22 protein-coding genes and 1 tRNA gene are annotated in these 22,333 nt (G+C 62.2%); 10 read left to right on the top strand and 13 right to left on the bottom strand.

Annotation, left to right across the window (positions count from 1 at the left end):
- Positions 1 to 1,767: 1,767 nt before the first annotated feature.
- The 8 genes from LG047_RS05180 (at position 1,768) to LG047_RS05145 (ending at position 10,744) form a co-directional block, all read left to right on the top strand.
- A complete protein-coding gene (locus LG047_RS05180; protein ID WP_370635000.1) occupies positions 1,768 to 2,676 on the top strand; it encodes a nuclear transport factor 2 family protein in 909 nt (302 codons plus the stop codon).
- Positions 2,677 to 3,099: 423 nt separating this feature from the next.
- Entirely contained in the window at positions 3,100 to 3,375 is a 276-nt protein-coding gene (locus tag LG047_RS05175; RefSeq protein ID WP_227965800.1) for a hypothetical protein, read from the top strand.
- Between the two features lie 88 nt (positions 3,376 to 3,463).
- A complete protein-coding gene (locus LG047_RS05170; RefSeq protein ID WP_227965799.1) occupies positions 3,464 to 5,296 on the top strand; it encodes a cytochrome c in 1,833 nt (610 codons plus the stop codon).
- 189 nt (positions 5,297 to 5,485) lie between these two features.
- A complete protein-coding gene (locus LG047_RS05165) occupies positions 5,486 to 7,123 on the top strand; it encodes an alpha-keto acid decarboxylase family protein (protein WP_227965798.1) in 1,638 nt (545 codons plus the stop codon).
- A gap of 310 nt (positions 7,124 to 7,433) precedes the next feature.
- Positions 7,434 to 8,459: an HAD family phosphatase gene (locus tag LG047_RS05160; RefSeq protein ID WP_227965797.1), complete on the top strand. Its 1,026-nt coding sequence runs from the start codon at positions 7,434 to 7,436 to the stop codon at positions 8,457 to 8,459.
- Between the two features lie 27 nt (positions 8,460 to 8,486).
- Positions 8,487 to 9,182, top strand: a complete 696-nt coding sequence (locus tag LG047_RS05155; protein ID WP_227965796.1) for a class I SAM-dependent methyltransferase — start codon at positions 8,487 to 8,489, stop codon at positions 9,180 to 9,182.
- A gap of 47 nt (positions 9,183 to 9,229) precedes the next feature.
- Positions 9,230 to 10,483: an MFS transporter gene (locus LG047_RS05150; RefSeq protein ID WP_227965795.1), complete on the top strand. Its 1,254-nt coding sequence runs from the start codon at positions 9,230 to 9,232 to the stop codon at positions 10,481 to 10,483.
- 176 nt (positions 10,484 to 10,659) lie between these two features.
- A tRNA-Tyr gene (locus tag LG047_RS05145) sits at positions 10,660 to 10,744 on the top strand.
- A gap of 301 nt (positions 10,745 to 11,045) precedes the next feature.
- Here the strand turns inward: LG047_RS05145 and LG047_RS05140 are convergent.
- From LG047_RS05140 to LG047_RS05115, 6 genes are all read right to left on the bottom strand, one after another.
- Complete coding sequence (locus tag LG047_RS05140) at positions 11,046 to 12,812, bottom strand: DUF882 domain-containing protein (protein WP_227965794.1); 1,767 nt, start codon at positions 12,810 to 12,812, stop codon at positions 11,046 to 11,048.
- A gap of 318 nt (positions 12,813 to 13,130) precedes the next feature.
- The gene (locus tag LG047_RS05135; RefSeq protein ID WP_227965793.1) at positions 13,131 to 13,934 is read right to left on the bottom strand and encodes a hypothetical protein; all 804 of its coding nucleotides are present in this window, start codon (positions 13,932 to 13,934) and stop codon (positions 13,131 to 13,133) included.
- Between the two features lie 79 nt (positions 13,935 to 14,013).
- Complete coding sequence (locus tag LG047_RS05130) at positions 14,014 to 15,000, bottom strand: NAD regulator (protein ID WP_227965792.1); 987 nt, start codon at positions 14,998 to 15,000, stop codon at positions 14,014 to 14,016.
- Between the two features lie 11 nt (positions 15,001 to 15,011).
- Complete coding sequence (locus tag LG047_RS05125; protein ID WP_036282789.1) at positions 15,012 to 15,530, bottom strand: tyrosine phosphatase family protein; 519 nt, start codon at positions 15,528 to 15,530, stop codon at positions 15,012 to 15,014.
- Between the two features lie 22 nt (positions 15,531 to 15,552).
- Positions 15,553 to 16,182 (bottom strand): HD family hydrolase, encoded by a 630-nt coding sequence (locus LG047_RS05120; RefSeq protein WP_227965791.1) that lies wholly within the window; start codon positions 16,180 to 16,182, stop codon positions 15,553 to 15,555.
- Between the two features lie 3 nt (positions 16,183 to 16,185).
- On the bottom strand, positions 16,186 to 16,857 hold the full coding sequence (locus tag LG047_RS05115) for a DNA-3-methyladenine glycosylase I (RefSeq protein WP_370634999.1): 672 nt from the start codon (positions 16,855 to 16,857) through the stop codon (positions 16,186 to 16,188).
- A 175-nt stretch (positions 16,858 to 17,032) separates the two neighbouring features.
- On the opposite strand from LG047_RS05115, the gene LG047_RS05110 reads away from it, so the two are divergent.
- Both LG047_RS05110 and LG047_RS05105 read left to right on the top strand, forming a co-directional pair.
- Positions 17,033 to 17,578: a hypothetical protein gene (locus tag LG047_RS05110; RefSeq protein WP_227965789.1), complete on the top strand. Its 546-nt coding sequence runs from the start codon at positions 17,033 to 17,035 to the stop codon at positions 17,576 to 17,578.
- A 146-nt stretch (positions 17,579 to 17,724) separates the two neighbouring features.
- Entirely contained in the window at positions 17,725 to 18,120 is a 396-nt protein-coding gene (locus tag LG047_RS05105) for a DUF3126 family protein (protein WP_036287652.1), read from the top strand.
- A gap of 7 nt (positions 18,121 to 18,127) precedes the next feature.
- Here the strand turns inward: LG047_RS05105 and LG047_RS05100 are convergent, their stop codons facing one another.
- The 7 genes from LG047_RS05100 to LG047_RS05070 form a co-directional block, all read right to left on the bottom strand.
- A complete protein-coding gene (locus tag LG047_RS05100; protein WP_227965788.1) occupies positions 18,128 to 18,760 on the bottom strand; it encodes a hypothetical protein in 633 nt (210 codons plus the stop codon).
- Between the two features lie 31 nt (positions 18,761 to 18,791).
- Positions 18,792 to 19,181 carry a hypothetical protein gene (locus LG047_RS05095; protein ID WP_227965787.1) on the bottom strand — a complete coding sequence of 130 codons (390 nt, stop codon included), beginning with the start codon at positions 19,179 to 19,181 and terminating at the stop codon, positions 18,792 to 18,794.
- Between the two features lie 66 nt (positions 19,182 to 19,247).
- Positions 19,248 to 20,630 (bottom strand): sensor histidine kinase, encoded by a 1,383-nt coding sequence (locus LG047_RS05090; RefSeq protein ID WP_227965786.1) that lies wholly within the window; start codon positions 20,628 to 20,630, stop codon positions 19,248 to 19,250.
- A 6-nt stretch (positions 20,631 to 20,636) separates the two neighbouring features.
- Positions 20,637 to 21,320: a response regulator transcription factor gene (locus tag LG047_RS05085; RefSeq protein WP_227965785.1), complete on the bottom strand. Its 684-nt coding sequence runs from the start codon at positions 21,318 to 21,320 to the stop codon at positions 20,637 to 20,639.
- A 33-nt stretch (positions 21,321 to 21,353) separates the two neighbouring features.
- Complete coding sequence (locus LG047_RS05080) at positions 21,354 to 21,716, bottom strand: PepSY domain-containing protein (protein ID WP_227965784.1); 363 nt, start codon at positions 21,714 to 21,716, stop codon at positions 21,354 to 21,356.
- 171 nt (positions 21,717 to 21,887) lie between these two features.
- The gene (locus LG047_RS05075; protein ID WP_036282781.1) at positions 21,888 to 22,067 is read right to left on the bottom strand and encodes a hypothetical protein; all 180 of its coding nucleotides are present in this window, start codon (positions 22,065 to 22,067) and stop codon (positions 21,888 to 21,890) included.
- Between the two features lie 31 nt (positions 22,068 to 22,098).
- A complete protein-coding gene (locus LG047_RS05070; protein ID WP_227965783.1) occupies positions 22,099 to 22,320 on the bottom strand; it encodes a hypothetical protein in 222 nt (73 codons plus the stop codon).
- Between the last annotated feature and the right edge of the window lie 13 nt (positions 22,321 to 22,333).

Below are 22,333 nucleotides of genomic sequence, written 5' to 3'. Positions count from 1 at the left end.
CGCGGGTTGAAGGGATGCTGCTTGGAAGAGACGGCGTTTATTCGCGATTCTCGCTCGCGTGGCGTATACGTCGTAACCGGAAACTTCAGCAGATCGACATTGTGTCGGAGTCTCCCAGCAAGGCGCAGAGCGTGATATCCGTATGGGGTGGTATCGTCTGCGCATTCGCCGGATGGATGTAGTTTTCGACCCAGGGCTTAAATACACGGATCCGGCAAGCGGTAGTTCGCTAGGCTATTTCGTGTGGCTTTACCTTGAATTTGGATTGCGCTTTTTCGCCCTCGGTCAAATGGGGCGACTGGATCGCAGATGGCGTAGCTCTGCGCCGGCGGCCCGATCAACTCTTCCCGCCACAATCTCTTGCTGGCGCGTAGATTGACCATAACGACGATGTCGCCTTTCGAGCGGAAGGGGCAAGGCGGGTTTTCACCGATTTCGAAAGAAAGGACTCGTTCCACGGGCGATCGAGGAGACTGCGCGGTAAGCCTGGGAAGCTATAAATGTGCGATTATTGTGAGCCTGCTGCGGCGCAGCGGCGCATATGCGTCGCTTACTTCGTCAGCTTCAGGCAATTAGAGCCAGATTGCTCGAAGTCCGCTCGCGTCTCTTTCCGACCCGCATTTCGTGCCTTCTGTTTGGCTCCGGAATATGTTCATGGAACAAATGTAATCTGAAATATTCATATTGGCTCAGGTTCTCTTGCGGGCCGCAAGCTCCATTCGATCCAAGAATAAAGAAAAATGTGTGATAGCAGGAATTAAGCGAGATATCTAAGAGGATTGAAATCATCGATTCGATGCTGTTGGGTTGAAATATGACGCGCCTTGTCGATTCAGATATCTGGGCGGAGTCGCCGGCGCGGCATGGATGACGCTTTTCGAGTCATTGTCGCGACGACGTCCTGAACCATAGGCGCTGATGAGCGCCGCCGCGCGGCGATTTGTGACTCTCAGCTCCATTTGTCGGATGCCGAACAGTGGGTTTACGTGCGGAATGGTCTCTGCGGCCAATTCTAGGCGCGACGCCCCATGAGGCGGGTCGCGCCGATTTAAGGAGACGCGGCGATCAGGGATGGCGCGGTGGCAATAGCTTCGTCTTGCATTGCGGTCGGTCCAGACATCGGCGGAAGGCCGGACCGTGCGGGGCGCCTTGTCGCGGCGACCGATCCGGCGCTTGCGCGAATCGGAGTTCCATCACTGATGGTAGTCGAGGCTTCCGAGTCTACGGTAATCGGGGTGCGGCCATGCGCGAGGAACTGCATAATGTTACGCAATTGTGACAACTAAAGGCGACTATGGGTTATTTGGGATAAGCTGATTAACGTAGCATAAAGATAATATGCCGTCTCGTAACGATCGATAGCGATCGGCTTTCTATGTCGTTGTTATCCATCCGCCAGATTTACTTTTTAATTTATGAGCTAAATACGATCAGCATCCGCCGATTTGTCATCAAAATGCGGCAAGACGCCTGTCCGAACACAGCTTTTTCAGTGCGCCAGCGTGCAACCGGAGCGCGCATTTGTGGGCGGCGCAGATGCGCTGGCGTGCATCCGGTCAAGGACCGCGACCGTAAAGGCAGGAGTGGCCTGAGCGTAAGATTACGGACTTCATGTTGCCGAATTATCCGAAATGAGCGAAAATTCGGAACATAAAACAGGTATCTGTGGCGCGGTTGGCGGCCGTCAACCCCTTGGGGCGAAGCGGCGCATAGTCGACCTCCGGCCGGCGGAATCTGGTAAGGGCGAAGGGAGCGCTTTTCACCACGATGGGGGATGAACGCCGCAGTTCAAGGTGCGTGGGGACAGCTATGGCAGAGGCCGAGATCAGGCGGCGCGTCAGCGAGATGCTTCATTGCCGTATGTCCGGTCGAATTGATCAGATGCTTCGCCATTTCGCGCCACGCGCGATCGTGCACTACACGAAATCGCGGGAGGGGATGTTTCGCCCCGCGATCTGGGAAGGCGTGGAGGCGCTGGGCTCGATCACCCGATTCACCGACGAAAATTATACGCCGCTCGATCATGAGATCCTCGACCTGCTGGTCGACGGACCGAAAGCTGTCGTGCGGTGGCGGGGCTCCTGGCGCCGCGTCGCGACGGGGAAAATCTACATGGTCGACGCAGCCCATTTCCTTCGTTGGGAAGACGATCTGGTCGTGGAGATGCATGAATTCTTCGAGCGAATGTCGCACCCTTCGCCGAGTTGCCAGCGCCTGTCGAGCTTCGAGGAACTGGTGAGTTGCAAGACTGCCGGCCTTGATCGTGAGGAACTGGAGAGACGTGCGCGTAAGATCGTGACGTTTCCCGCAAGGGGGCCGGACATCGAGGTTATTCGCGAATTTTGCTCGCCCGAAATCGTGTGCGAATTTGTTGGGGACCGCGCGCGGCTTCCCTACGCGGGTCGTCACGTCGGCATAGACGCGCTGATAAACATCATACGCATGATCGCCGTGGACTTCGAACAATCGAATTGCGAAATTTCCGAAATCCTGATCGAGGACGGCCGTCTCGCCGGACGTCGCAGGGTTGAATGGCGGCACCGGGGCACAGGACGCAGCGGCGTGGTAGATCTGGCAGATTTCGTGCGCTTTCAGGACGGGCTTATCGTCGAACTCATCGAGTTTCGCGATAGTCTCACGCTTCTGGAAATGCAAGGCGAGAGAGATGCTGTTTGACAGTGATTGCTTAAGCAGAAGCGCTGATCCAGAACGTACCAGTCGAGGCAAGTGGGCGGTCGTTGCGCATGGGAAATGATTGATTTGGCGTCCCGAGCTGCGTCGTCGTCCAGCTGAGATCGCGGGCGATCTCAGCTGGACGATCATGAGCGAAAGCCGGTTTTACATCTGAACTTGAGCGCGAGATTCAGGGAATGTGGCGGAAAGCGCGCCTCCCGGCGCGCGCCGTCGATCCCGCAATACTCGCATTTTGTTTGTCCATTGGTGGAACCCGCCGCGCATTATGGCGTTATGCGTCAATTGGCTATGACTGGAGGAAACGCAGTCCGGCCGGCGGGATGCGCAAACCACCATTGAATTATTGAGGCAATGTCTTTTCGATGAGCTCGGGCGGGATATCGCTCGCAGGGCGGGAGAGGGTCGATGATTTTTCGGATCGAAATATTGTCGGGCTTAGTCGCCGGCGTGGTTCATAATTCATCGACCTTGCGACGTTGCGCTGAAATGGGTGCTCAACCAGCGTTCAAGCAGGCGACCATGCGAACTTTGCCGTTTCGATTGCCGCGCCGCTCCACATGGTCTTGGCGCACCGGATTATCCGCGAGGCTTTTTGGCGATGCGCTGTGGATTGCCAAATGCGAGGACATGGCCTTCATGCCACGGCACAGGCTGACCGATCATTATCCAACAGTTGAATAAATCCTTTGCGCGCCGGCGTTTCCGCTGCGCTTTTTCGGAACGACTTGCAACCAAAAGAACCGACGGGATTTGCCGCATGCAAATTTCAATGAAAGACAAACGCCGATCCGCGCTCGGGCTCATCTCGAGCGTCGCTCTGCTCGGGATCGCCTCGGGCGCTCAGGCGCAAGCTGTTTATCCGAACGAGAAGACGTATAACGATCGGGCGACGTCGACGCCACAATGGAAGGCGGATCAACGCAGGCGGGCCGAAGCGATTGAAAAACATCTTTCCGACAAGCAGATTGCCTATCGCTGGTTTGCCGATTTTCCCTTTGGTGAAAGGAGCGGCGCGCCTTTCCTGATCCTTAAATTGCTTCCGAAACTCGCGCCGGAAGAATGGGGAAGCGAAGAAAATTTCCTCGATGTTGTCGGCCTATTTATCGACGAACGCGAGCCGGGGCTTCCGATTGCCCGTGGTTTCGGCTGGACGGGTCTTGCGCGCAAGGATACTTTTGGCGCCGTCGACTTTGCGTCCATCACCTGCGGCGCATGCCATATTGGTCGAGTCAGACTGGATGATGGCAAATATAAATATCTCGACGGCGGCGTGAATACACAATTCAATCTCGTGCAATATCGTCGCAGAGTCGTCAACACAATAAGGAAAATCACTGCTGGCGCAACAACGCCCGAAGAGAAGATCTCACGCGCTGCGGCTGCAATTCTTGCGGCGATGGACAAGGCGCATGCTGCGGACAAAAACTTCTTCTATCGAAATTATGCCCTCGGCGCGCGAAACTTCGATGCCGAATATGAGGAAAAACAGATTGCGCTTTTCAGGAAGGACGCCGCCAGAATCGTGGGCGATTTCTTGCAGCGTGCGGAACTGGAGTTCAGTTCGCTCGTGGATCTCATCGGCAAGAACTACAAGGGTTTCGAAGAGCCGATGGCGCAGGGGTTCGGCGGCATGGCGGACGCGACCGGCGTGAGCGCCTCGATCGTTTTCGCGTTCCAGAAAGCCGCAGGCAAGCCGGTGGATGCCGAAACCATGCTGCCGCCGACTGCCGGAATCACCGACTTCATGGCTGTGTGGGAGCAGGGCAAGCGGCGCGCGCATTGGTCGACCGATGGCGCCAGTCTGATTGATGGCGGCGGGCAGTGGAACGGCAACATCCCCATTCCCATTTTCCGCAACCTCGCCGCTGAACTAACAGTTGGTCTCTTCGAAGACACCGATCTGCGCGTTGGCGTCTTTGGCGTCGATCTGCTCGCCGATCTGCCGGCGCCTGCCTATCCCTTCGATGTCGACGTCGCGCTCGCGAGGAAAGGCGAGGCGTTATTCAACGAAAATTGCGCGGCGTGTCATAAGCCCCAAAATGGCAATGTCTACGATATGGGAACAGACCTCGGTCGTGCGCGCGTGGTAAGTCAGACCATCGCCACAAGTGCGCGCGCAAGCTTTACCAAGATCTGCCCGCCCTCCAGGGCCGTGGAAATGCCGCCGGATGGCGACATGGTCAGGCCTTGCGCAGAGTTCGATCATGTTTCTCTGGAGAATCGGCCGGAGCTGTCGATGGCCGATCCCAAGGACCATCTCGGATATAATGCTCTGCCGCTCGGCGGCGTGTGGGCGCAGGCGCCCTATTTACACAATGGATCCGTGCCCACGCTTTATCACCTGCTGGTTCCCGTCGAACGGCCCCGCGTTTTCATGAAAGGCCGTCTCGACTATGACAGGAGCCTGGGTGGATTTTCCTGGAATGTCGGAGCCGCGCCGCGACGCGAGGAAGGGTATTCTTTCGATACGGGCGCATTTCCCGCGCTCTCCAACCATGGGCACGACAAAGATGTGGAAGTGGACGGAAGGAAGATGAAACTCGATTGGTCGGACGACAAGGCGGGCGCGACGGCCATCGTCGAATATCTGAAAACCCGCTGAAGAAACGGGGCGTCGATATTGTGGCCGCCATAGGTTCTGCGATTCGTGCCGATCGACTCGATCGTTGCGGACATATCTTCTGTCACTTCAACCGCCGCCAAGGGCGCTGGACACGTAAACTACAGCGCAGTAAGGCGTGATAGGCAATGATTGATTGCCGGGTCCGTCGCTCGATGGAACGGAGTGGACATGGCGGAAAGCATCGGCGCCTATCTCGTCAGGCGTCTGGAGGAAGAAGGCGTCGACCATGTCTTCGGCGTCCCCGGCGACTATTGCCTGACGTTCTTCTCGCTGCTCGAGAAAAGTCCGATCACGGTTGTCAACACATGCGACGAGCAAGGCGCCGGCTTTGCCGCGGACGCTTACGCCCGCATGAAAGGACTCGGAGCATGCGCCATCACTTATTGCGTCGGCGGACTCAAGGTCGCGAACGCGATCGCGCAAGCATATGCCGAGCGTTCGCCGGTGATTGTCATCAGCGGAGCGCCGGGTCTGCACGAACAGCAACGCAATTCGCTTCTGCACCATCGGGTCCGCGATTTCGACACGCAGCTGCGCGTTTTTCGTGAACTCACGGTTGGCGCGACGTTGCTCGACGATCCTCTGACGGCTGCAAGCGAAATCGAGCGCATGTTTGCATTGGCCAGGCGCTACAGCCGTCCGGTCTATATCGAGTTGCCGCGCGACATGGCGATCGCGGAAATCGGCCCTTTGACCACGCGGCCGCTGCCGCCGGAGACGAGCGACGCGGAGGCGCTCGCAGTCGCCGTCGCAGAGGCCGTGGAGCAGATCTCCATATCCAGACGCCCCGTCATTCTGGCGGGCGAGGAACTGCATCGTTTCCATTTGCAGGAGGCGCTCACCCAGCTCGTGGAGCGCACGGGAATCCCCGTTGCGGCAACGATCATGGGCAAGTCGGTCTTTCCTGAATCGCACCCCGCCTATATCGGCGTCTATGAAGGCGCAATGGGGCAGGAAGCGGTGCGCGACTATGTTGAGAAAAGTGATTGCCTTGTTTTGCTCGGTGCGATGATGACCGACATCAACCTCGGTCTCTATACCGCCAACATCAAGCGTCGCTACGCCATTTATGCGGCCAAGGACCGCGTGGCCGTCGGCGTGCACGCATATGACGACGTGCGCGTCGAGGACTTTGTTCATGGGCTCGCCGCACATCCGTGGGAGAAGCGCGTGGTCGAACCCTATCGGCATCCCGAGCGCCCGGGTCCCTTCACTGCGACGGACAACAAGGTGACGATCGAGGCAGTGATGCGCCAGATCAGCGCTTTCATCGAGGACGACATGATCGTGATCGCCGACCCGGGCGACGCGCTGTTCGGCGCCTCCGACCTTTATATCAGCGACGGCGCGCATTTTCTTTCGCCGGCATATTATTGTTCGCTGGGTTTCGCCGTGCCGGCGTCCATCGGCGTGAAGGCGGCCGCGCCGAAGCTGAGGCCGCTCGTGCTCGTCGGCGACGGCGCGTTTCAGATGACAGGCATGGAGCTCTCGACTGCCGCCCGTTTTGGCATGAACCCGATCGTCATCGTTCTGGACAACGACGGCTATGGCACCGAGCGGCCTATGCTCGACCGCCGCTTCAATGATGTGCTTCGCTGGCGATATTCGGAAATCGTCCGCGTCATCGGCGGAGGATCCGGCTTCAGGGTCACCAGCGAAAAAGAGATGGAGGCGGCGCTTGCTCAGGCGCGAGCCAATGACTCCGGCTGGTCGCTGATCCACGTCGTTCTCGATCGTGACGATCATTCATCGGCGCTGAAGCGTCTCACCGCCAAACTCGGCGAGCGCGTTCGCGGAAAGCGCTGAGCGTCGCCTGATTGAAAAAATGGTTAGGTCGGCGTCGCCCTCGTTGGACCTTTATCCCGGCTGGCCTCTTTCGTCGGCGCCAGTGTCGACAAGCGCTATTCATCTCGCCCGCCGCGCATGTGTCGCGGCGAGCGGCGAACGATCGCGCAACTGCAATGATTGAGAGCATTCGCCAAAAATGTGTACGATTTTCTGTCCGAAAGAGCGAAAATAATTGAAGCGAGACAAACTCTCCGATGGTAGTCCTTTCGAACGAAGCGAGGGCGAAGCGCATCCGATATGCGCTTCGGGCAATTGAAGGGGCGAGAGGATGAAGCGTCCGTTTGCACTTGTCCTGTTGTTCTTCATTCTGTTCACGCGCTCGGCTCTGGCGCAGGACAACTTGCCTTCCTGGAATGATGGTCCCGTCAAGCGATCGATCATCGCTTTTGTCGACAAGGTGACGAATCCCGGCGGCCCCGATTTTGTGAAGAGCGAAGATCGTGTCGCGGTCTTCGATAGTGACGGGACGCTGTGGACGGAATGGCCGCTTTACTCGCCTGTGCTCTTTGCTGTCGATCGCGCGCGGGCGCTCGCGCCGAAACATCCCGAATGGCGCAGGAGCCGACTTTTCGACGCCGCCTTGAAGCGTGATCTGCCAGCGCTGGCGAAGGGCGGGGAGCCGGGCATGTTGACGCTTGTCGGCGAGAGCTATTCGGGAGACACGCCGGAGGCTTTCAAGGCGCTGGCCGGCGAATGGGTTGCGCATGCGCAGCATCCCTATTTCAAGCAGACCTATGACCGCCTCGTCTATCAGCCGATGCTGGAGCTTTTGAATTATCTGCGCGCAAACGGCTTCAGGACCTATATCGTGTCGGGCGTAGAGACAGAATTCATGCGCGCCTTTTCCGAGCGGGTTTACGGAATACCGCCGGAGCAGGTCATTGGGTCGCATATCAGGACGAGCTTCCTGATGTCGAACGGAAAGCCGATACTGCTGCGAAGGGCGAAGCTCGATTATCACGACGTGAAGTCGAAAAAGCCCGAGACCATCAGTCAGTTTATCGGCCGGCGGCCAATCCTGGCTTTCGGCAATTCGGACGGCGATGTGGAAATGCTGCAATGGACCACCGCGGGGGAGGGGCCGCGCCTGGGTCTTCTCGTTCATCACGACGACGCGGAGCGCGAGGCCTCCTATGATCGTAAATCACTGATCGGGAAGCTTGATCGCGGTCTCGACGAGGCCCCGAAGCAGGGGTGGTCGATCCTCAGCATGAAGAACGACTGGCGCCGGATTTTCAAGACGGATAAGTCACAGTCCGCGACGACCGATATGCAGGGCGCCGGCAACCGCTGAGCCTTCAACGCCATGGAGCCTGTCTCGATGAATGAACCCGCCGCCATCCGCTTTTTCCACGTGTGGGACACCTATGCGAAGGTTGTCGCCTCCAATTACATGTTCCACCAGGAACTCGGCGCGGCGGTAAAGGCGGCGCTGCGCGAGCGCTTTGGCGATCGCCCCTTCTCAGTTCTCGATCTCGGCTGCGGGGACGCCGCGACCTTCGCGCCGCTGCTCGAAGGCTTCACGCTCGAGAGCTACACGGGCGCGGACCTTTGCCAGGAGGCGCTGGACCTGGCGGCGCGCAATCTCGGTTACCTGTCCTGCCCCGTCGAACTGAAGCAGGCGGATATGCTCGGCGAGCTGGCGGCTTCCGGGCCTCAGGACATCATCTACACCAGCTTCGCGCTGCATCACCTCCCGACGCCGCTCAAAGCGGAATTTTTCAAAGCCGCCGCGCAAAAGCTCAATCCAGGCGGTCTGCTGCTGCTTGTGGACGTGGTGCGGGAGGAGGACGAAAGTCTCGCGGAATATCATTCCGCATATTGCGACTGGCTGCGCGGTCATATGGTCGAGCTTGATTCCGGCGAGCAGGACGCGATTTGCGAACATCTCGTCAACAACGATCTGCCGGAGCCCTGTTCCTTGCTGCGGGCGCAGGCGCAAGCCGCCGGACTTCAGCGGATTTCGCTCGCCATCCCGCACAGGCGCCATTCTCTTTCGGTCTTCACGCCGGCATGAATTTCGCGCCGGGAAAACAGTTCCCGCTAGTCGACGCCGACGCCACAATGCGGAAAGTGGCGTGGCGGTTGATACCGTTTCTCGTCGCCTGTTACTGCGCTTCTTACCTCGACAGGGTGAATCTCAGTTTCGCGGCCACGGAGATGAACCGGGATCTCGGTTTCTCTCCGACCGTCTACGGCTGGGGCGCCGGCATTTTCTTCATCGGATATGCGCTCTTCGAGACGCCGAGCAATTACATCCTGCATCGCGTCGGCGCGCGACTCTGGATCGCGCGCATCATGGTGAGCTGGGGCGTCGCTTCGGCGCTCATGGCGGTGGTCTGGAACGAGCACAGCTTTTTCGCGCTGCGCTTCCTGCTCGGCGCGACGGAAGCGGGCTTTATGCCGGGCGTCGTTCTCTATCTCACTTACTGGATCCCGCGCGAAAGACGCGCGCAAATCCTCGCTGCCTTTCTCTTCTCTATACCACTATCGACAGTGGTCGGCGCCCCGGTGTCGGGCGTCCTGCTTTCTCTCACGGACGGTCTTGCGGGGTTGAGGGGGTGGCAGTGGCTCTTTCTCCTCGAGGCCATTCCGCCGCTCATCCTGGGCGTCGCGACCTATTTCTTTCTCACGGACAAGCCGAAAGACGCGGATTGGCTTGCGCCGGCTGAGCGTGATTGGCTGACCGGGGCCATCGCAGCGGAGGAAAGCGCGGCTCCCGGCGCGGAAGAGCACGAGGTTTGGCCGGCGCTGCGCGACCAGCGGACGCTCCTGCTCGGCGTCGCCTATTTCGGCGTCGTGCTGGCGTTGTACGGGCTGAGCATGTGGCTGCCGCAGATCGCCGCCGCCTTCGGTTTCGGTCCGGCTGGCGCGGGGCTGGTGACCGCCATTCCATTCCTCTGCGGTTCGATCGCCATGTTCGTATGGAGCCGGCGCTCGGACCGTCTCCGCGAGCGCGCTCGCCATACGGTCGGGGCCGCGATCGTCGCCGCGCTGGGCCTCGCGGCGGCGGCGTGGACCAAGTCCCCGGCGACCTCGATTGCGATTCTATCGATTGCCGCCAGCGGCACGCTGGCGTCGCTCCCGACCTTCTGGGCCTTTTCCACAGCCTCGTTTTCGGGAACGCGAGCGGCGATCGCCATTGCGCTCGTCAATTCGATCGGCAATCTCGCGGGCTTCGCCGGCCCTTATCTCGTCGGCTGGATCAAGGAGGCGAGCGGAGGGTTTTCGCTTGCGCTCCTTGCGCTCAGCGCCGGGCCGCTGGTCTGCGCCGCGCTGGTCGCGTTGCTGGAGCGCAAGGCCGCGCGACGCGCCTGACGCCCGACCGAATCCAACGGGGCGAACAGGCTGCGCAAAATCCGCGGGATATCCGCCACCTCGGCCGTTTTTGAGGTTGACAGCGGAGGCGCGAGGAACGCATATGCCGCTACCAACGGCCGCCGACGGCGCGCCAGGTCTTCGCAGCGGTCCTCGGGCCGGCAGGCGAGACCAATGGGGGAATGTCCCGAGCGGCAAAGGGGGCGGACTGTAAATCCGCTGGCTAAGCCTTCGTAGGTTCGAGTCCTACTTCCCCCACCATCCCTTCAGCGCAAGGCTCTGAAACCGACTATCACGCAAGGCTTGACGTCGCGCGTCGCCGGACCGTAGCGCTCGCGGATTTTCGAGAGCGTCGATCGGCGTCGGGTTGACGGATTGATGCTCGAACCCGGCGACAGCGAAACTCCATACGCCCGCAAACATGAGCAGCGTGTCATTGCCGCGGCATATCCGGCGAATTTGCCGCCCATGCTTCCGTGCGACATTCTCGCCGTCGACGACCGCATAGGGACGCATGACGGCGGGGCCGGGCGGCGGAAGAAATCAGCAGGATTTGGGATCGCTACCGGCCGCGCTGCGCGCCGGGCGCGAATTTGTCGGTCGGCGGCGTGGCGTCCGGCGAAGCGAAGCCGACGATGTGCGACGGCCTTTGCGGCGGGGCGAGCACGCTCGGCTCTGCTGCGCGCGCAGCGGCGCGGACGGCCCCGATCGGCGCGCCTGTCACCGAGCGTGCGGACGCCCGGCTCGTGGGCGTCGCGCCAGTCAAAGTGTTGAAGTTGGAGCGATCCAGCCGCGCAGGAACGAAATCGGAGCGGCGCGCCACTGTGCGTTGTTCGGTCTTTGCGGCGGCCGGCTTTTGCGTTTTTGCCGCTTCCGCGTCCTGATTCTTCTCCAACGGGGGGGCGACATAGGCGAGCGGCTCATCGTCCGTCCGTTTTGCGGATGAGCCTGCGCCCTTTCCCTCGTCGACCAGATTCGCAATCGCGTGAGCGGCGTTTGCGTCGGCGCCGCGGCCTGAGGCGGACTTCTGCAAAGCGGACGGCCTCGCCGGCGGAAGCGGCGCCGCGGTCACGGCGGCGACCAGCATCGATGGGCGATGCGGCGGCAGCGGGACTTTTGCATATACGCGGGTCGATCCAGCCTCGACGCTTTCGGCTTCCTGCTGTTCCAACGAGTTGCGCAGATCGGGCTGGGCGCCCGTCTCGAGCGCCGCGACGGCGGTGCCCCTGTCTTCCGGCTCGAGCGGCGTCGGCTTGCTGGCGAGGGAGGCCGGACGTCCCGACGGCGGCAGCGGAACCCGAACAGTCGGCGCCGGCCTTTCTTTTTCTTGCGGCTCCTGCGCCCGCTCCGGCGCGGGTTCCGCGGCCGGCGTCGCCATCGCCGTCACGCCGGGAGAGGACATCGCGGTCTCGCCTCGCGGAAGATTTTCCTCCGCCCGCGCGAGTTGCTGGCCGCGTCCGCGGCGGTCGGTCGCCGCCTCGGCGGCGGGGGCGCCGCCTCCCTCTTCATCCGTCTCCGCCATTTTCGCGCCGCGACCGTTGCGCGGAGCGAGAGAGGCCCATTGCTTGCGCGTGCTGGGCGGCGGGGCCGCAACTTCGCTGTCGTCCTCCTCGCCGCCTCCGACGCCGAAAAGCATCGCGAAGAAGCCGCCGACCGTGCGCCGCGGCGCGGTCACATAGGCGCCGTTGCCGCGGGCCTCGATCTCGGCGCGGGCCTCCTCATAGCGCGCAAGCGGCTGGCCATTGGTCGGCAAATGCACGGTCTTGCCGTCGGGGAAGAGGCGGACGAGCTGATCATAGGTCATGCGCGGCCAAGAGCGCACATTGCCGACGTCGAGATGAACAAAAGGCGTTCCGGCGGTCGGATAATAGCCGACGCCCCCGCGCTGCATGCGCATGCCGATCTCCCGGATATGGGACATGGGCATGCCGGGCATGGTGGTGTCCATCGCCTTGCCGAGCATGTGCTGGGAATATTTCGCCACCGCGCGGGAGCGGGAGCGGAGCATGGCGTTGGTTTCCGGGGAGCGATAGGCGGAGACGACGTTGATGACCTGATTACCCGCGCCGGCGGTGCGATAGGCCTCCCAGACGACGTCGAAAAGGCGGGGGTCCATGTTCGTCGGTTCGTCGCGGCGCCAGTCGCGCAGGAACCAGTTCAGCTGCCGCAGGACATTGCTGTCATACTGACCATTGACCAGATAGGTCGCCGCAATGTCTTCGCCGGTATGGGCGTGGTGGAGGTAGATTGTGCGGGTGTCGCCGTTGGCGATGGCGGTTTCCGTAAGACTCGGCGTGAATGCCGCAATGCAGGCGGCGATTGCGCCCAATGCCAGGGATCGTCTGCGATGATGCTTGCGGCGAGGCGTCGTCAAAAGGATTGCTTCCCCATCTCGCTCGAGCCGCGTCCGAAGACCCTCGGCTCAAGCCTTTGATCCGTCCCTTGCCCCGCGATCCGTCGCCACGCCGGAAGTCGCTGGCGGCCTATCGCTTCGGGCGTAAGCCGTTTTTCTGTGTGTGGGGATGAGCATGCGCTCGCGATGCGTTTTGCCGTCGCTGACGCCTTTGCGGCCGAAAGCCGCCTGAGTCCCCACTCGCGAGGAGGGTTAAGGTAACATCGTGGCGAAATATTGCCCGAGCCCGACCGCTCAACGGGTCGCCACCGTGCGAACGAATCGGCTCGTGGCGAGGATCGGCTGGGCGCCCTTGATGAGCTGGAGCCGGGGCGGGAGTTGCGCGTCCATCGTCGTGAAAGCGGTTGATGGCGGCCGCCTCGGCGGCAATGGCACGTCGACGCCGTCGGAGATTTCTCGGGCGACGCTCGGCGAGCCCTCGAAGCGGGCGGTGGCGTCCGTCGAGAGACGCGATGTCTCCGAAAGGCGCTGGCGGTCGGCGACCGCGACCCGAACCGAGCCGCGCGGCGTCTCTCCGGCGCCGGAGGACAGGGCGCTTGCGACGGCGGTCTGCACCTTGTGAGCGATGTCGCCCCAGGGATTCGGATTGGCGTTCGGGCGCGCATTCGCGATCGCCATCGCGGGCTCAGCCTTCGGCTTGCGGTTTGCGATGAGCACCGGATTGTCGCCGTTGCAGTTGCGCATCCCGAGCGCGATCAGTTCGGTCCCCGAAAGGATGCGATATTCTCGGGTCAGATAGCCCAGTCGCGCCTGCACCGCCGACGGATAGGAGGCGAAGAGCTTCGACGAGACGCCGAGGTCGACCTCCTTGGTGATCGCGTTGTAGGCTTGATGAAACTTGATCTTGGCGTCGGGATAGACGCAGACGTTCGGCAGGCTCAGCGCCAGCGTGCAGGCCGAGCGACATTCATGCAGCCGGACTTCGCGGTTCTCACGACGATACTGTTCCGTTTGGGCTTCGTAATCGGTAACGAGCCCCCCGACGTCCTTGTAGACGACCACGGGCGCCGGCGACGGCGGCGGCGACAGATAGCCCAAGACTCACCTCTACGCTTACGGACCAAAGCTTCAGGCGATGTTCACCATCTCAGGGTGAACAATATCTTAAAGAGCAAAATCAGCCCCTTATCCCGACGCGTAGTCCCGGTGAAGGACGTTCTTGCAGAACATTGCGGCGAAAATGGAATAGGGCGGCTGGCCGGCCGCCGGTTTTCAGCAGCATCTCTCCGGTGGGCTCGACGATCGCCGAGGTTTCCACCAGTCTACGGAAGTTTTGCTTGTGAAGATGGCGGCCGGCGATCGCCTCAACTGTTCGTTGCAGTTCGGTCAATGTGAATGCGGGCGGCATCAGTTCGAAGATCACTGGCCGATACTTCATTTTGGCGCGCAAACGGCCCATGGCGGTCGCGAGTATGCGTCGGTGGTCGTGGCGCATCGGGACCCCGAGAGGAGCGAGCTTTCCGCGCCTCGCGGCCGCCTCGCGGCCGTCGCGCAAGGCCTCTTCCAGAAGGCCGGCTTCATAGAGAAGCTCGTACCGCTCCAGCACGTTCTCCTCGTTGAAACCGCGTCCCTGCGCGCCAAAAAGGAGGTCGACCCGCTGCCGGCGCGATAGTCCTGCGGAGGAGACCGCATTCGGCGCCTCCTCGACCCAGCCGCGCAAGCCCGGCGCGATCGTCGTCTCGATGATCTCTGGTCGGCCCTTTCGCCAGTCCTCCCATGGGAAGAAATCGTGCCAGCTGCGCCAGGCGCCCTCTGCGGGCCGCTGCGTCTCGTCGCCGATGCGGGTGAGGGCGAGATAGCCGACCGACACGACATGCGGGTCGCGGTCGCCAGCGCGGGCGTGCCGTCCCCGGTCGCCGAAGGTGTAGAGCTGCTCGACATAGCCCAGCGGCGCGCCGGTCTGCTCCGCCACCCATTCGCGCAGTCCGATCTCGAAGGTGCGATGACGAATCGGATCGAACGGGCCCGAGGGAAGGGAGGCCACGGCGTCGGCGCCTTCGGTTCGGGTGGTCAGGATGAGGGGCTCGTCGTCACGCACCGCGACGATCGCGGCCGTCAGCCCGATTTCGACCGGCGGCGACAGAATGCGCGCCGCCGGCGTCACGATCGCCTCGCTCAGGCGAGTTCGAGCGCGAAGGGCGCTCCCTCATAGCAGTCTGCGCCGCGGCCGATCGCGGAAATGGCCGCGACCATTCGTCCTTCCCGCCCCATCCGCCGGTCGGCGAGCGCCACGAGCCGCCGGTTCGGCGTCGCGGTCGGCGAGGCGTCACGAAGTTCGCGCGCAAGGTCGAATTCGCATCGATGCGGGGCAAGGGCGCAGGCCGCGATATAGGCCGCCGCCGGCGAGCGACTGACGCCCGCATAACAATGAATGACCAGCGGCGCGGCGCGGTCCCATTCCTCCATGAAGGCGAGCAGCCGGTCGATGTGCTCCTCGCCCGCGAGAACATGCCCGTCGCGCGGCGTGTCGATATCGGAGACCGCGATGCGCAGATGGCGCTCACGCGCGATCTCGCAGGGCCGCACCAGCGACGCTCCGGCGGTGAGGATCGTGACGAGCGAGCGGGCGCCGCTCGCGCGCACGGTGTCCACCACTTTGGTCATGGAACAGACGTAGAGGCGCCCGTTCGTCATCGAAACCCTCACGGCCTTCTTCTCACCCCTGGTCGATCGCGTGAAAGCGAGCAAGAAAACGCGCTTGCGTCGCCTCGATGGCGGCGGGCGCGATGTCGTCCGTAAAAGCCTGCGGCGAGATCGCCGGGCGACCGAAGATGCGCTCGGCTTCGCCGCGTGTAAAGCCGGCAAGATTGACGGCCTCGAAAAAAGCGGCGGCGCGGTCGGCCTGCTTGGAGAGTTTCAGCACCGTCGGCGATGGCGTCGCGGGTAGGGAAAAGCGCAGCAGAATCGCGCCGAGAATGCGATTCTCGACCGATTTGTAAGCGTCGCCGATCACCGCCTTGAAGGGGGAAATCATATCGCCGATGACATATTCGGGCGCGTCATGCAGCAACATGAAGAGCCGCTCGGCCCGGCCGATCGCAGGGTCCAGCTCGCCGGCGATTTTTTCCACGAGCAGGCTGTGCTGGGCCACGGAGAAAATATGCGGGCCGAGGGTCTGGCCGTTCCAGCGCGCGACGCGGGAAAGCCCATGCGCGATGTCCTCGATCTCTACATCGAGGGGGGATGGATCGAGAAGGTCCAGCCGACGGCCCGAGAGCATTCTCTGCCAGGCGCGCGGCGCGGCGTCCTTGCCGGCGGGCCGCTTTCTGGATGCGGGATCGCGCATGGCTCAGGCGCGCCTCTTTCGGGCGCGGGGGCTTTCGGCGCGAACATGGCAATCGACGAGATGGTCATTCACCATGCCAACCGCCTGCATGAATGCGTAGACAATCGTCGGTCCGCAGAATTTGAAGCCTCGCGCCTTCAGGTCTTTCGAGAGGCGCTGCGAGAGCGGGGTTTGTGTCGGCACATCGCTGATTCGTTTAGGATAATTGACGATCGGCGATCCGTCTACGAAGTCCCAGATATATGAGGAAAAGCCCTGAGCGGCTTCGATCGCGAGCCAGGCCCGCGCCGAGAGCACGGCGCCTTCAATCTTGGCGCGGTTGCGCACAATCCCGTCATTCAGCATCAGATCATGCACGCGTCTGTCATCGAAACGGGCGACTGCGGCGGGATCGAACCCCTCGAAAGCGGCGCGGAACGCCTCGCGCTTGCGCAGGATAGTGATCCACGAGAGCCCGGCCTGAAATCCATCCAGCACCAGCTTTTCAAAGAGCGCCCGGCTGTCGCGCTCCGGACGCCCCCATTCTTCATCGTGATAGGCGACATAAAGCGGGTCGACGCCCGCCCATGGGCAGCGCGCGAGTCCATCCGCATGCGACAATACGGCGTCCCCCCAGCTTGCAGGCTGCGCGCGCGCGTTCGGCAAAGGCGGGTTTCTCCCTGAATCATGCGGCATGACGCCACGTTTTCCCACCTTTATTGCGCGTTCAGATTGCGTTCACAACTATGTTGGGACTATCGTCAAGCCGCCGCCGACACATCGCCGCAGACAGCTGGCGCGCCGTGTGCTTCAGTGCGCCGTCTCAAGTCGCTCGCGAATCTCCAAGCGGCTTTATCAGGGGAGAATTTATATGGTGATCCGTCACGCTGTTTCTCGCGCTGCGGTCGGCATTGTCGCCGCGGGCCTTGGCGTCGCCGTTTCCGGTGAGGCTTTTGCGCAGGCCAATGTGCTCAAGGAATGCGGATCTCAATATCAGGCGGCGAAGGCGGCGAACGAACTCGCCGGCAGAAGCTGGCAGGACTTCCTGAAGGAATGCCGCACGAAACTGTCCGAGCAGGCCAAGGAAGCCGCTCCCGCCGCCGAAGCGAAGCCGGTCGAGGCGAAGCCCGCCGAAGCCGCCGCCCCCGCGCCGGCCCCGGCCGCCGAGGCTCCTGCTCCGCTGACGCCGCCGCCGGCCGCCGAGGCCGCTCCGGCCGAAGCCAAACCCGAGGCCGCCCCGGCTGCTGAAGCGAAGCCTGCCGCGAAAGACACGAAGGCCGCCACTCAGAGCCGTCAGAAGAAATGCGCCGCCGAATGGAAGGCGCAAAAGAAGGAACTGCTGAAGGCCGACAAAAAGCTGACATGGCCGAAATTCTGGAGCAGCTGCAACAAGCGCCTTAAAGAAGCCGGCGAATAATCGCTCGCTAGAGGCCACGAATATCGCCCGGCGAATCTTCGCCGGGCGATTTTGTTTGGGTAGATCGCGGACAGGCCGGCAACGCACTTGCCCGACGCGTCCGTTCGTGTCACAGGTCTGTAATAACTGAAGGTTTGGAGGCGGGGTTGGACAAGAGCGAATTGCGAAAACTGCAAGCGTTCCTGCGCCGATCCTTCGGCAACGATGATGTTCGCGTCACTGCGGACCCGAAGAATCCGGACAATGCTGCGGTGCATCTGGGCGAGCGCAAGATCGCGTCGATTTCCGTCGACGACGAGGACGGTGATCGCTCCTTCGCTTTCGAGATGAAAATCCCCGTGGGCCGCGAAGTGCTGCAGTCCTATCTGCGCAAGCTCTTTGAAAACGACCGCCTGTCCATCGTCGCCCGCGGCCGCAAAACAGATTCGGTCGAACTGAATACGGACGGTGAATTTCTCGGCGTCATCTCGGCCGATGACGCGAAGTTGTCGAGCTTCACGCTGCAGATCGCCATTCTCGATTTCGATCTCGAGGAAGAGTGAGACGCCGTTAGCGCTTCTTGCGCGCGGCCGCTTTCGTCATGCGCGTCAGGAGCCCGCGCGCGCCGTCGTAAAGCGCGTCCCAATTTTCGAGGAAGACGGGCGGAAAGCGCAATTCGACATCGAAGGCGCCGTCGCGAAAGACGGACAGGCAGGCTTCCGACGCAGCGCCTGAATGCGCCTTGGGACAGCGCGCGAAAAAGATTCGTCCGTCCGGCGGCGCAATATACAGCTCCTCGAAATCGTAGGGCGAGCCCTGCTCGAAATGGCGCTTCACCAGGCCGCCCGGACCCGCTAGCGCATCGGCGGTGAGAAAGCGGGCGTAAAGCTTTCCGGGCCGCTCCGCGGGATCGAGACTGTCGTCCTTCGGCGTCACGGTGAGCATCACGGCCGGCGCGCCGGCGGCGCGCTGTTTCGCCGTCAGCGGCGTAAACGCCGGGAAAGATGCGACAAAGGCGAGGCGATCCGCCAATCCGCCGGCGCCGGTCGTTTCATCGCGCGCATAGGCTCGCGCATAGACGAATCTGGCCCCCGCCATTTCCGCTTCGACGATCCTGCGGGATTCTTCCTCCGGCGAAAACAGAATGAAGAAAGCCGCGATCACGATCAGCGTCGTGACAAGGATAGCGAGAAGGAGTTTCATCAGGCGAGGCCCGCCTTCCAAAAGGGTCAGCTCAGCTCGTTACGCGCCATTCTCCACTCTGGCGGCATGCTTGACCCTTTGCTTCCTGAGGGCGGCCGTTGATGAAGATCTTGTGGGTATAGTCGCGGCAGGAACCGCTTTCCGGCCCCGGCAAAATGAAGCCATAGGCGCCATGTTCGCCGCGCCAGCTCTTGCGCGCGCCGGAGGCCACCGCCTCCTGCCGCGCGGCGATGGCTGCGGCGCGGTCTTTCTCGTCGAGCGACTGGCCGATCGATACGCCAACCACGCCCGGCGCCGGCGGCGGCGGAGCCGAGACGACGGGGACCGCCGCCGCTGCAGAAGGCTCGGTTGTGGAACTGCAGGCGCCAACGCCAAGCGTCGCGCACAGGAGGCCAATCGCCGTGGCGGCTTTCGCGCGCATCGTCGGTATCTCCGCTTGTTGATTCCGGCCGCAATTCTCCCCTCATGCAGGATCGAAGCGTGGCTGTCAAAACCCCGGCAGGCGCAACTGCGCGCGCAGTCCCCCGCCGGGACTGTCCTCGAGCGCCAGCGATCCGCCGTAGGCCGCCGCGAGATCGACGACGATGGAGAGGCCAAGCCCAGACCCCGGCTTGGTTTCATCGAGTCGGCGACCGCGCTCCGTCGCCTGCGCGCGAAGCTCCGGCGCGAGGCCGGGGCCATCATCGTCGATCGTGACGCGAAGAATCGTCCGTCCGGCCGGGTCCTGTTCGCTATCGACTGCGATATTGACCTCGGATTTCGCCCATTTTCCGGCATTGTCGAGGAGATTGCCGATCATCTCCTCCAGATCCTGCCGCTCGCCGAGAAAGCGCAGATCCTTTCCCGACCCGCCGGAGAATCTCACACCTTTGTCGCTGTAGATTTTCGTGAAGGTGCGCAGGAGCGCCTCGACGCATGGCTCGACCTGCGTCGCCGCGCCGAGCGCCCCGCCGCGCGCCGCCGCCCTTGCGCGGTCGAGATAGAATGAAATCTGGTCGCGCATGATCCGAGCCTGCTCGCTTACCTTGTCCGAGAGAGGGGAGGGGACGGCGTCCGCTTCATTGACCATGACGCTGAGCGGCGTTTTCAGCGCATGGGCGAGGTTGCCGACCTGCGTGCGGGCGCGCTCCAGAATGTCACGATTGGCGCTGATGAGCAGGTTCAGCTCACCCGCGAGAGGAGCCACTTCGCTTGGATAGTCGCCCGAGATGCGTTCACGTTCGCCGCGACGGATGGCGACGAGTTCGTGTCTCAACATTCGCAATGGCCGAAGGCCGAAACGCACCTGAAACGCGGCGACGATCGCCAGCGCTATCGCGAGCGCGGCAAAGGCGACCATCAGCTCGAACCGAAAACGCGTAATCTGCTCTTCCATTTCATCGGCGCTGCCCGCAACCTGCACGAGATAGATGCCTGTGTCGCCGACGTCGATCACGCGCTCGACAATGCGCAACCGATGTCCGTCCGGGCCCTGAGCGAAGCCGCGACGAAAGCCGCCGACTTCCGCCGGGACGCCGAGTTCGGAGAGCTTCGGCAAGCGTCCGGCGAAAAGGGAGCGCGACGCCTTGATGTCGCGCGTCTCATCGTCCATGCGCGTGATCTGCCAATACCAGCCCGATCCGGGAAGTTCGAATTGAGGGTCGCCAAGCTGTCCCGGCCCGGTGCGGCCCTCCTCGCCCGATTGCGAGACGTCGGCGACGATGGCGCGCAGATAGACGTCGAGCCGTCGCTCGAAGACCTCCTCCGCCTCCTTACGGTAATAGGCCGTGAAGAAAATGCTCGCGAGGAGCAGCACGGCGGAACTCAGCGCAGCCGCCGTCAGAAACAGGCGGGTGGCGATCGAATTTGCCGAGAGTCCCGGGAGGCGCATGCGCTCTTACCGTTTCCCGCCGGCGACCTCCGTCGGCGGCGCGGCCATATAGCCGAGGCCGCGCACGGTCTGGATGAGATCGACCCCGAGCTTCTTGCGCAGACGGCCGACGAAGACCTCCACCGTGTTCGAATCGCGGTCGAAATCCTGGTCGTAAAGATGCTCGATGATCTCGCCGCGCGACACGACGCGGCCGCTGTGGTGCATCAGATAGGCGAGCAGCCGATATTCATGGGAGGTGAGCTTCACCGGCGCGCCGTCGACGACGACGCGGCCGGATTTGGTGTCGAGCCGCACCGCGCCGCAAACGAGTTCATTCGTCGCATGGCCGGTTCTGCGGCGCAGCAGGGCGCGTATTCGCGCCAGAACTTCCTCCATGTGGAAGGGCTTGGCGACATAGTCGTCCGCGCCGGCGTCGAAACCCTGCACCTTCTCGCTCCAGCGGTCGCGCGCGGTCAAAATGAGGACAGGCATGTCGCGGCCGGCTGCGCGCCATTCTTCCAGCACAGTGATGCCATCCTTCTTGGGTAGGCCGATGTCCAGCACCACTGCGTCATAGGGCTCGTTGTCGCCCAGATACTGCCCTTCCTCGCCGTCGAAGGCGCGGTCGACGGCGTAGCCGGATTGTTCCAGCGCCTGCGCGATCTGGCGATTCAAATCCTTGTCGTCCTCCACGACGAGCAGTCGCAACTTTTCCCCTCCCGATGGAGCAGCCCTACGGAGTCAGTTTTCCTTGCGGCCAGAATGCGGCCGGCCGGTCGTCGCGTCGACATGAATTTTCACGACGCGGCCGTCCGGCTGCAGAACGCTGATCTCGTAGATGAAGATTTCCGCGAGACGACACAACCTCGCGCCGATCGGCTCGCCGTTCAGCTTTGCAGCTTCGGCGCGCATGCAGGTGAACGGGTCGGTCAGCTTGTGCTTCTCGATCTTCTCGCGGGTCTGGGTGGTGGAGAAGCACTGCGGCCGATCGGGCGCGCGCTCCGCGGCCTCTTCTGCGCGCGCGCAGGCAAGCGCAGCCGCGCTCACGGTTGCAAAGCAGGCGTAACGGAACCTTGTCAAGGCGGCCGGCGTTTCCTTCATCATTGACCCGATACTTCACCGCGCGCAATGAACGCGCGGTGAATGAGAGTGTTGGCCTGCGCCCGCCCCGACGCCCTCGGGCGCGTGAATAGGCTGCATTCATCGCAGAGCATCATGGCGACCTTCGGCGTAGCGCGCAATTCCCGCAACCTTAGCTGCTCATCAGCAGAAGCGTCACAGTCTCCAGCCGGGCGGGGTTGTGGTGAAACTGCGCATTACGGCCATCAGAACCGCGGAGCCGAGGGCGACGGCGCCGGCCTTGGGGTCATCCATGAAGGAAATCCAGTCGGTCGAGGCGAGCGCCCCGAAAATGGCGACCAGCGCGGCGGCGATATAGGTGCGATAACCGATCATTGCATTCTCCGTTTCGTGTGAGGGTCGCGGGTCAGGCGTGAGGCTGCGTATGATCGACAGTCGCCAGCGCGATGCGCAGCTGGTCGGCGGTCGCATGGAGTTCGGCGGCGATCTGGTCGATCACGGCGGCGTCGGCTGCGCTCGCGCGCGCGATGGCGAGATCCTGCGCAAGCTGGCGAATTCTTTCGACGCCGAGCGCAACGGCGGATCTCACATCATTGAAAGCTGCCGTCAGATTATCGAGGGCGGACATTGATTTTCTCCTT

Source organism: Methylocystis sp. WRRC1 (assembly GCF_020733155.1).
Taxonomy (GTDB): Bacteria; Pseudomonadota; Alphaproteobacteria; order Rhizobiales; family Beijerinckiaceae; genus Methylocystis.
The sequence above is the reverse complement of the archived record's forward strand: the minus strand, read 5'-3'. Positions and strand labels throughout refer to the sequence as shown.